The organism is Foetidibacter luteolus, assembly GCF_009650435.1.
Lineage (GTDB): Bacteria > Bacteroidota > Bacteroidia > Chitinophagales > Chitinophagaceae > Foetidibacter > Foetidibacter luteolus.
In genome coordinates, this window is the sequence record NZ_VVIP01000045.1 from 18712 (window position 1) to 29200 (window position 10489).

Consider the following 10489-nt stretch of genomic DNA (forward strand, 5'->3'; position numbering starts at 1 on the left):
AAGTGAGTGACACAACGATGCTCAATAGCAGCACTGTCGCTGGTCCCAAAAAAAAATTTCTTACTGCCCTTTAGGGGCAGGTTATAGCCACAAACCCAACAGCATGTCAATTAACTTGATACCGATGAATGGCGCTATAATACCACCCAGCCCATACACCAGCAGGTTTCTACGGAGCAAGGCACTGGCGCCAATTGGTTTATACTGAACCCCGCGCAACGAAAGCGGTATTAACAGCGGGATGATAATGGCGTTGAATATAACAGCCGATAAGATGGCACTTTCAGGGCTTTTTAAGTTCATGATGTTTAATGCCTGCAATGCGGGGATAGATGTGATGAACAAAGCCGGAACAATAGCAAAATATTTGGCCACATCATTAGCGATGGAGAAAGTGGTAATGGTACCGCGTGTAATTAACAACTGCTTACCTATTTCAACAATCTCAATTAGCTTGGTGGGGTCGTTATCCAGGTCAACCATATTGCCTGCTTCTTTTGCAGCCTGGGTGCCACTGTTCATGGCAACACCTACATCAGCCTGGGCAAGGGCCGGGGCATCGTTGGTGCCATCGCCCATCATAGCCACCAGCTTACCACCGCTCTGTTCTTTTTTAATGTAGTTCATTTTATCTTCCGGCTTTGCCTCTGCAATAAAATCATCCACACCGGCCTTGTTGGCAATAAACTTCGCGGTAAGCGGGTTATCGCCGGTAACCATCACTGTTTTTACACCCATCTTGCGCAAACGTTCAAAACGTTCCTGTATGCCGGGCTTAATAATGTCCTGCAACTCTATTACACCCAACGCCGTGTCGTTGCTGCTAACTACCAGCGGGGTGCCGCCATCGGCAGCTATTTCCTTTGTTTTGTTCATGGTTTCCACAGGAATTTTGTTGCCAGCCTTTTCTACTTTTTGGCGGATGGCGTCAAAAGCTCCTTTGCGTATGTGCAACCCTTCCATATCAATACCACTGCTTCTTGTTTCTGCGGTAAACTCTACAAAATGTACTTTATCTTTTTGCAATGAAGGCTTCTTAAAACCCCTGGTGTCAGCCAGTTCAATAATGGATTTACCCTCAGGCGTTTCATCGGCAAGCGAAGCAAGCACGCAGGCTTCTATAAACTGTTTTTCGTTAACGTTACCAGCAGGCCAAAAACCTGTTGCTTTACGGTTACCGATGGTTATGGTGCCGGTTTTATCCAGCAACAGTGTATCCAGGTCGCCAGCGGTTTCAACAGCTTTACCGCTTTTGGTAATAACGTTGGCACGCAGGGCCCTGTCCATACCGGCAATACCTATAGCGCTTAACAGCCCGCCAATGGTGGTTGGTATTAAGCAAACAAATAAGGAGATATAAGCTGCAATGGTAATGGTGGTGTTGGCATAATCAGCAAATGGTTTAAGCGTAACACAAACGATAATGAAGATGAGCGTAAAGCTTGCCAGCAATATGGTTAGCGCAATCTCGTTAGGGGTTTTTTGCCTTGAAGCGCCTTCCACCAATGCTATCATTTTATCCAGGAAGCTTTCGCCGGGCTCTGTGGTAACGCGTACCTTAATATGGTCTGACAATACTTTGGTACCACCGGTAACACTGGATTTATCGCCGCCGGCTTCACGTATCACCGGTGCGGACTCCCCGGTAATAGCAGATTCGTCTATAGTTGCAAGCCCTTCGATAATTTCGCCATCCATTGGTATTATATCGCCGGTTTCGCAATAAAAAATATCCCCTTTTCTAAGCATGGAAGAAGCAACAACCTGAATTTCATCGGTAAATATCTCACCTACCGCGTTAATCTTTTTGGCTGGTGTTTCTTCCCTCGTTTTACGCAGGCTGTCGGCCTGTGCTTTGCCCCTTGCCTCCGCCAGCGCTTCCGCAAAATTGGCGAACAGCAGCGTTACAAATAATACCGCAAACACTACCAGGTTATAACCAAACCTGCCAACCGTAGCATCATTAACAGTAAAAGAATAAATAGTTACCAGCAGCATAATAAGCGTACCTATCTCCACGGTAAACATTACCGGGTTACGCCACATAATGCGTGGGCTTAATTTTATAAAAGATTGTTGAATGGCAGGCCCTATAAACTCTGCCGCAAACATGGATGTTGATTTTTTAGGTTTCATACCCTATCCCCTACAGGGGAATGATTTAAGTTGTTAATTTCAATTTTGTTTCTATTTACCACTCACTACTGACCACTCACCACTCACCGCTCGCTACTCACTACTCACTATTTCATACTAAAATATTCTGCCAGCGGGCCCAATGCCAACGGTGGAAAGTAAGATAGAGCAGTGATGATGATGATTACGGCAAGAGTCATTACGCCAAACGTCATAGAGTCTGTTCTTAAAGTACCAGACGATTGAGGTATGTACTTTTTATTTGCGAGCAAGCCCACGATAGCAAGAGGGCCTATGATAGGTAAATACCTTCCAAGTATCAACACTATACCGGTAGTCACGTTCCAAAAAACATTGTTATCGCCAAGCCCTTCAAAACCGCTGCCGTTGTTGGCATTGGCAGAAGTAAACTCATACAGCATTTCAGAAAAACCGTGATAGCCGGGGTTATTCAGCCAGGCGCCGGGTTTAACGGCCCAGCCTACATCCGGGTGGTGCACCAGCATATATGCGGCGAAAGCTGTGCCCGCTTTAATTAAGAAGGTGGACAAAAGGGTTATCAGCGCGGCTATCTTAACTTCTCTCGCCTCTACCTTGTGCCCCATAAACTCCGGTGTGCGGCCAACCATAAGCCCCGAAATAAATACAGCGATGATGATAAAGATGAAGTAGTTCAGCAAGCCAACTCCAACGCCGCCATATAAGGCATTAATCATCATATCCAGCATGGCCACACCACCGGAAACAGGCGTTAGGCTGTCGTGCATCCCGTTAACAGAACCGTTTGATGTAGATGTGGTAGCAATGCTCCAGAAAGCGGTAGCAGCAGACCCCAGCCTTATTTCCTTGCCTTCCATGCTGCCAATATCCTGCGCTATGCCCATCTTATCCAGGGCCGGGTTGCCCTTCGTTTCAAAGTAGATATTGATGCTGCAGAAAATAATAAACAGCAAAGTCATTGCGCCGAATATTACATACGCCAGCTTTTTTCTTTTGATATAATAACCAAGCGCAAAAATGAGGGCCATGGGTATTAGCAGTATCGCGATTGTTTCTATGATATTGGTAAAATAATTCGGGTTTTCCAATGGGTGTGCGGAGTTAACGCCAAACCAGCCACCACCGTTGGTGCCGAGTTGCTTTATCGCTATCATGCCTGCTGCCGGCCCACGGGACACATTTACCGTATCGCCCTGCAAAGTGGTAATGGTATCTTTTCCATCAAAGCTGGCGGGGGTACCGTTAAAGGCAAGAATAACACCCATTACAAATGATAATGGTAACAGCACCCTCGTTGTTGCTTTAACAAAAATGCTCCAGAAGTTACCAAGGTTGTTGGTTGTCTTTTCCTTTAACCCATTAAACAATGCTACCAACGCGGCAATACCTGTTGCCGCACTCACAAACTGCAGAAATGTTACCACCAGCAACTGGGTTAAATAGGTAAGCCCGGATTCTCCCGAATAGTGTTGCAGGTTACAGTTCACTAAAAAACTAATGGCTGTGTTAAAGGCCAGGTCTGGCGTTTGGCCTGCATTGCCATCCGGGTTAAGGGGCAGCTTATCCTGGAAGATGAGCATAAAAAAAGCGTAAACAAACCATACCAGGTTAATTGTAAGCATGGCTGCCAAAAACTCTTTCCAGTTCATTTTACGGTTAGGGTCTATACCGCAAAGGCGGTAAATAAAACGTTCCAGAGGATGCATAAAATCCAGCAATGTCTTTTCTCCGGCAAATACTTTGGCAATGTATTTACCAAGGGGTATTGCCAATAGTACAGAGAGCAAAAACATTACAATTACGCCTGTTAATTCTGTATTCATTGTTGAGAGTTATTGTTGTGAAGGGTGAGTGGTGAATGATCAATAGAAAGTCAATTTCTGGTCTTTATTGACCATTGACGATTCACCATTCACCTCTAAAATTTTTCCGGTTTAATCAATACGTACAGCAGGTAAACAAAAACCACTATACAAATAATAAGAAGTGCTGTTATCATACAATTGTTTTTTATCAATGCGGTATTTTTTGGGGGCCCGGCAGCAGGAGCTACTATGAGGCTTTCTTGCGTCGCACTCTTTTACGTTCATATCGTTACTCAGCAGTGTGCACCATCATAAGTAAATACTCACATCCTGCAGTGCATCATACATCCTCAAAAAAATCAATGGATTTAAAGAACAATGCAAAGCAAACAAGCCCTGCGATTAATAAGATTACTGTTAGCATAACTCAATTTTATTTTGGGGTTAAAAATGCCGCCACGGCTTTACAATTGAAAAAAAGCAAAGGAGCAGCGGCTTAAATCAAACGGACATTTTACGAGTAGTGGCCGTTACTCTGTTACTTTCTTAAAAAAGGCTACACACCTGTTCTGTTAACCTGGTTTATGTACAAAGAATACAATGTAACCGGCATGCGTGCCTGTAAAAACCGCCATTCTGAACGGTTACATGATAACTTTAAAGAAGAGAAGGAAAAGACAAACACATTTTCCACTGCGGTTCTTACCAGGTTATTGCCCCTGCTGTACATCCTGTCAGCAAGGCGCATGCATTTCCGCACCATAACATAGTTGCCCTGCTTAATCATGCGGCTGGTAAAATCTGCTAAAATCCGCATGGCACTGTTTACATTTCCCAAAACCGGCAGGTGCTTTAAATCCGTCTTTATCTCCGGAAGTTCATCAGCCATCAATGCCGGTACTTCATACTGGTTCATATATTAAAACTGTTTTATTAAGCGATAGGCCAGGCCGGCTGCCATCATAACTCCGTAAATGGCAACCACTAACTGAAAAGGCGTTACGTGGTGGCATAATTGCCTGTAATACTTTTTCATTTTCTTTTGTTTGAGGAATAATGCCAAAGGATATGCCTGAGGCACTGAGCAAGATGTGTTGAATGGCAAACGCCTTTGCCAGCAAGGGTTTCGGGGTATTTTAAAAATATGCTGTGGTAAAAAGCGGGTATAACAACCCTTTCAAAATGGAAGGGTGCTTTTCAAAATGGAGTGCGGCGGGGAAATTAACTAAAGTCGGGGGGTTAGGGTTTAACCAATCTTATACTCCTCCAGTTTCCTGTACAAAGTTGTAAGGCCAATATTAAGCAACCGGGCAGTTTCGGTCTTGTTTCCTTTGGTATGGTTTAAAACCCGCTGGATATGCAGTTTTTCTACGCTGGCCAAATCGAATGCTGATAATACGTGGGGCTTGTAAGCGGTTGTTTGAAGTTCAAGGGGCAGGCTGGTAACGCTAAGTTCCGTACCAGTTTCAAGAATGCATGCCCTTTCAATAATGTTTTTTAATTCGCGGATGTTTCCTTTCCAGTCATGGTTTTGCAGGTGTTCAATAAACTCTTTGCTAATGCTGTTTACTTTACCATTGGTTTTCTGTGCAAACACCTGCATAAAATGTTTAGCCAGTAGTGGAATATCTTTTTTCCTGTCCCGCAAAGCAGGAAGCCCTATTGTAAAAACATTCAGCCGGTAGAATAAATCCTCCCGGAATTTGCCTTCATTTACTTCTTTCTGCAAATCCCGGTTGGTAGCGGCTACAATACGCACATCCACTTTTGTAAGCCTTGTATCGCCTACTTTAATAAAATCACTTGTTTCCAGCACACGCAACAGCTTGCTCTGTAATTCTACCGGCATTTCGCCTATTTCATCCAGGAACAGGGTGCCGCCGGTAGCTTCTTCTATCAATCCCTTCTTGTCTTTGTTGGCTCCGGTAAAAGCCCCGGCTTTATGCCCGAAAATTTCGCTTTCCAGCAGCTCTTTTGTAAAGGCGCTGCAGTTAAGTGCCATAAAAGGTTTACCAGCCCGTTTGCTGCCATTATGAATGGCCTGGGCGAACACTTCCTTACCCGTACCGGTTTCACCCAGCAGCAGCACCGTAGCATCTGTGGGCGCTACACGTTTTGCAAGACTTACCGCTTCTGTTATCAATACAGAATCGCCCAGTATGTTGTCAAAACTATAGCGCCTGCCCACCTGTGCCTCCAGCGCTGTTACCCGTTTGAGCAGTTGTGCCTTTTCTATGGCACGGTTTAGCAGGGGTATTATTTTGTCGTTATCATCCCCTTTGGTAATGTAGTCAAAAGCGCCATTTTTCATAGCCTGCACACCATCGGGTATATTTCCGTAGGCGGTTAACAGTATCACTTCAACAGCTGTGTTTTTTTGCTTTAGCTGTTTTACAAAATCAACACCGTTACCGTCAGGCAATTTTACATCGCATAACACCACGTCAAAAGCTTCGCGTTCCAGCATTTTGCCGGCCTGCTTTAGCGTGGATGCTTCCGACACAGCAAACCCTTCCAAAGTAATAATACGCTTTAACAGGCTCCTGAGTTTTTCTTCATCATCTACCAACAAAACAGAACCGGCCATATCTATTTATTTGATGTGCAAAGCTAATGGGAATAGGATATTTATTATTCCATTTACTCAGGGAGCAGGCGGCGCCATCTACCCGGTGGGAAAAGCTCCATAGCGAACAAAGCGTACAAGAGTGCGACGCAAGAAAAGCCTCATGCATGTCCGTCTGCCGGGCCCATAAAAAAAAGAAAAATAAAACCCACAGGGGTTTAGCTTACCTGCAGTTCTTCGGCTATTTCTACCAGGTGATTTTTTGTAAGCGGCTTTGAAATGAAATTTTTTACCAATGGATAAGAGAGGGCCTTGCGCTGGTCTTCCGGATCTACCGTGGAGGAAAGGATATAAATGAAAGGCACTTTACTAAAAAGGGGCCGGACAATATCAAAATTTTCGAGGAACTCCCACCCGTTCATTACCGGCATATTGATATCGAGAAAAATAAGTTCGGGCAGGCATTGGCCATCGGCGCCTTTTTTTTGAATATATTCAATGGCTTCAAGACCATTGGCCGCTGAATGAAATTCTTCCGCGAACCCTGCAAGTTTTGCTATACGTTCGCATACCAAAACGGTTATAGGATCGTCTTCAATCAACAGTACATTCTTGAAATTAGCCATGGTTAGGATATGTGGAGGTATCTTTTTAAATGTTTAGCAAATCAAGATAATTGTTGGTTAAGTTACAACTATTTTTTCTTCAACTGCAACAAGGTCTTTTAATTCAACGCTCATGGGCAACAGGCCAATTTGCACTACGGCACGTTTGCCCCTTATCTCCTTAACCTCGCCTACCTGGTGGTTGCGTTTCATTTTCACTTTCATGCCAACGGTTATTTCGGCAGCGGTTTCCTGGTATTTTTTTTCGGCTTTCTGCGCTAACTTGTTGTTAACCACCTGTTCCTTTTTTCTAAACAGCAAGTCCTGTATCTGCCTTATCACTTCTTCCTTGTCTTCCGCCTTTCTCCAGCCTGCTACAATCTGCTTAAGGCGGCGGTCCATATCTTTCAGGTAGTTAATGCGCTCTTCGGTTATTTTGTTCTGGTGTTTCACCAGTTCTATTTGTTGCCGGTGGCGTTCTTTGTCCAATACCACTTCCATTTCTTTTTTAAGGCGTTCGTTTTCCTGCAGCAGCCTTTGCAACTCTTTTTGCTCTTTGTTTAGCTTTTGCAAGTCTTGCTCGGTATTGTTCAGCAGTTTATCCAGCCTGAAGTGGTCTTCATCCACCAGTTTCTTTGCCCTGTTAATCAGGTGTTGCGGCAGGCCTATGCGTTCTGCTATAGAGAAGGTGTACGAGCTGCCGGGCTTGCCCACCATCAAACGGTAAAGAGGCTGCAGGTTTTTCTCATCAAAAGCCATGGCGCCGTTTACAATGCCCTTGGTATGGTTGGCCATTATCTTAAGGTTAAGATAATGCGTGGTAACAATACCGAATGAGTGCCGGCGGGCAAGCTCTTCCAGTATCACTTCTGCAAAAGCGCCGCCCAGGTTGGGGTCGCTGCCGCTGCCCAGCTCATCTATAAAGAACATGGTTTTACCATTGGCATTCTCTATAAAATGCTTCATGTGCAACAGGTGAGACGAGTAAGTGCTTAGCTCAAACTCAATACTTTGCGTATCGCCAATATGTATAAACAACTGCCTGAAAATGCCCATTTGCGATACCGGGTTTACCGGCACCAGCAAACCACTCTGTAACATCATCTGGTTAAGGCCAATGGTTTTCATGGTTACTGTTTTACCACCGGCGTTGGGGCCGCTGATAATAAGTATGCGTTTATCATCATCCAGGGTGATGTTAACCGGAACAGTAGGCTTGGATGCCTGCCTGTTGTATAATAAAAGCAGTGGGTGGTAAGCATCTTTAAGGTCAACAATAGCTTTATCCAGCAGGTTAGGATAATTGCCGCTTACATCAATGGCCAGGCGGCCTTTGGCCCGGATAAAATCAAACTCGCCAGCTACCTTCAGATAAACCATCAGTAAACTGCTGTAAACGGAAAGCTTGGCGGTAAGCTCCCGCAACACACGCTGTACTTCTTTGCTTTCCTCATTTTCCAGGCTAAAAACTTCATTGTTCAGCTCAATGGTTTCTTCCGGTTCAATGTATGCTGTTTTACGGCTGTCGCTTTCGCCGTGCAGAATACCTTTTACCTGGCGTTTGTGTTCAGAAAACACCGCCACTACCCTTCTGCCATTGCTAAAGCTTTCGTCTATATCGGCCGTATAGCCAGCTTTGGTAAGGCGGGAGAGCACTTTTTCAAACATGCGCCTTAACTCATTGCGCTTCCTGTACAGGCTCATCCTTATGCGCTGCAGCTCCGGCGATGCGCTGTCTTTTACGTTGCCATACTCATCCAGCACTATATCAATCAGCTCTATAATTACCTTTTCGTAATAGGTGTCTTCAATTACTTTGGCAAGGGCCGGGTAGGCAGTTCTCCTTTCATTATCAAACCAGCGGAACACGTGTTCCGTGCTTTCGCAAAGCTTGCGCACCTGCATAAACTGCTCGCCGCCAAGTGCAGCGCCGGGTATACCCAGCAGCTTAAGGTCTTTTTCTATGTTCAGCGTAAAGTCGTTGGGAAAGTATTGTGCATGCTGCAACAGCAGCTTGTACTCGTTACTTTGCTGCAGTTCAAGCTCAATAAAATCTTTTTTGGTATGTATGCGTAAATGCTCTGCCTTGTTTTTGGCGTAAGCGGTTTTACAATGTTCAGCCAGCAGGTGTTTAATTTTGTCAAACTCCAATTGCACGGGCGCCGATTCCGGGTATAACTTCATCTTCAGAAAAATTAACAGGCAAAATTAAAACCTTATAACGTGGTGCAAAAGCAGCCCCTGTTTAAAGGGCAGTTTGTTTTTGCACAAAATAACAACAGCCTGTAAAAAATAAAGGTTTAAAGCAGCAGTTACCCTATGCTTTAAACCTTTTATCAATAGTTAGCGCATGCACATTATTCAGGCAAAATAATCAGCGGGCTGCCGCCGACAATTTCTACCAGTTCCAGGTCAAAAACAAGGTCTTCCCCCGCCAGCGGGTGGTTGGCATCCAGTAAAACCGAGTCTTCCTGCACTTCGGCTATTACCACCGGAAAAGTTTGGCCCTGGCCATCGCTCATGTTAAGCTGCATGCCTACTTCAGGAACCATATCTGCCGGAAACCTGTCTTTGGGAAACCCCATGATATATTCATCGTTTTTAGGCCCGTAAGCTTCATCAACAGGTATATGTATGGTTTTCTTTTCCCCCACACTCATGCCTGTAACGCCACTGTCAAAGCCCGGAATTACCATACCGCTGCCCACTTTAAATTCCAGCGGAGAGCGGCCTTCGCTGCTATCGAACGTAGTGCCGTCTGTAAGTTTACCATGATAATGCACTCTTACTGTATCTCCATTTTTTACCTGTTGCATATTTGTTGTTTTATTATGATTCAATTAATCACAGGGGGCGAAAGGTAAGGGTTTAAATTAATTCGCTGCCATTTTTATACCATTCTTTTGCCTTAGTATAAAAGGCTGTCAATGCTTTGTTTTGGGTTTGTGTGCCGGTAACTTTTAAGCCCATAGCATGTACAGCGGCTGTTGTGTTTTGTTTCCATAACTGTTTTTTAGGGGTGTCCCTCGTACCTCGGGCCGGGCAGAACTGCGTTCGCAACCTTCGTTAAAGCAACATGTAGTTGCTTTCCCTCGGTTGTGCTATTACTCCGGCACAAAAGCCCTGCTGCGATGGCCTCACAGGGGTAACCGCTTCAATCCCTCACCCGGTGGTGCAGTTGCCGGTTACCGGTTACAAGTTGCCGGTCTGTTGAGGTTTAAAAGGCTTATAATTTGCTTGAATGATGAAGTGCAGTTTCCGGATAGTGGTTGAGCCGCTAACATTGAACGTTGAACAAATGAACATTGAACAGCAGATGTTGACGGTTACAGGTTGCTGGATGGTCTGGGTACTTCGTACTTCTAACTTTGTACTTT

At 44.8% G+C, this 10489-nt stretch carries 9 protein-coding genes; 1 reads left to right on the forward strand and 8 read right to left on the reverse strand.

Annotated elements, in window-relative coordinates:
* Positions 1 to 81: 81 nt before the first annotated feature.
* From kdpB to kdpF, 3 genes are all read right to left on the reverse strand, one after another.
* The gene (gene kdpB / locus F0364_RS14420) at positions 82 to 2136 is read right to left on the reverse strand and encodes a potassium-transporting ATPase subunit KdpB (RefSeq protein WP_153798499.1); all 2055 of its coding nucleotides are present in this window, start codon (positions 2134 to 2136) and stop codon (positions 82 to 84) included.
* A gap of 107 nt (positions 2137 to 2243) precedes the next feature.
* Positions 2244 to 3959 carry a potassium-transporting ATPase subunit KdpA gene (gene kdpA, locus F0364_RS14425; protein ID WP_153798500.1) on the reverse strand — a complete coding sequence of 572 codons (1716 nt, stop codon included), beginning with the start codon at positions 3957 to 3959 and terminating at the stop codon, positions 2244 to 2246.
* 95 nt (positions 3960 to 4054) lie between these two features.
* Positions 4055 to 4135 carry a K(+)-transporting ATPase subunit F gene (kdpF, locus tag F0364_RS29460; RefSeq protein ID WP_370752059.1) on the reverse strand — a complete coding sequence of 27 codons (81 nt, stop codon included), beginning with the start codon at positions 4133 to 4135 and terminating at the stop codon, positions 4055 to 4057.
* Positions 4136 to 4303: 168 nt separating this feature from the next.
* On the opposite strand from kdpF, the gene F0364_RS14435 reads away from it, so the two are divergent.
* Positions 4304 to 4441 (forward strand): hypothetical protein, encoded by a 138-nt coding sequence (locus tag F0364_RS14435; RefSeq protein WP_153798501.1) that lies wholly within the window; start codon positions 4304 to 4306, stop codon positions 4439 to 4441.
* Positions 4442 to 4497: 56 nt separating this feature from the next.
* Here the strand turns inward: F0364_RS14435 and F0364_RS14440 are convergent, their stop codons facing one another.
* The 5 genes from F0364_RS14440 to F0364_RS14460 form a co-directional block, all read right to left on the reverse strand.
* Positions 4498 to 4857: a DUF7674 family protein gene (locus F0364_RS14440; RefSeq protein WP_153798502.1), complete on the reverse strand. Its 360-nt coding sequence runs from the start codon at positions 4855 to 4857 to the stop codon at positions 4498 to 4500.
* 330 nt (positions 4858 to 5187) lie between these two features.
* Complete coding sequence (locus tag F0364_RS14445) at positions 5188 to 6528, reverse strand: sigma-54-dependent transcriptional regulator (protein ID WP_153798503.1); 1341 nt, start codon at positions 6526 to 6528, stop codon at positions 5188 to 5190.
* A 197-nt stretch (positions 6529 to 6725) separates the two neighbouring features.
* Positions 6726 to 7133: a response regulator gene (locus F0364_RS14450; RefSeq protein ID WP_153798504.1), complete on the reverse strand. Its 408-nt coding sequence runs from the start codon at positions 7131 to 7133 to the stop codon at positions 6726 to 6728.
* Between the two features lie 57 nt (positions 7134 to 7190).
* A complete protein-coding gene (locus tag F0364_RS14455; RefSeq protein WP_153798505.1) occupies positions 7191 to 9296 on the reverse strand; it encodes an endonuclease MutS2 in 2106 nt (701 codons plus the stop codon).
* 173 nt (positions 9297 to 9469) lie between these two features.
* The gene (locus F0364_RS14460) at positions 9470 to 9928 is read right to left on the reverse strand and encodes an FKBP-type peptidyl-prolyl cis-trans isomerase (RefSeq protein WP_153798506.1); all 459 of its coding nucleotides are present in this window, start codon (positions 9926 to 9928) and stop codon (positions 9470 to 9472) included.
* Positions 9929 to 10489: the final 561 nt, after the last annotated feature.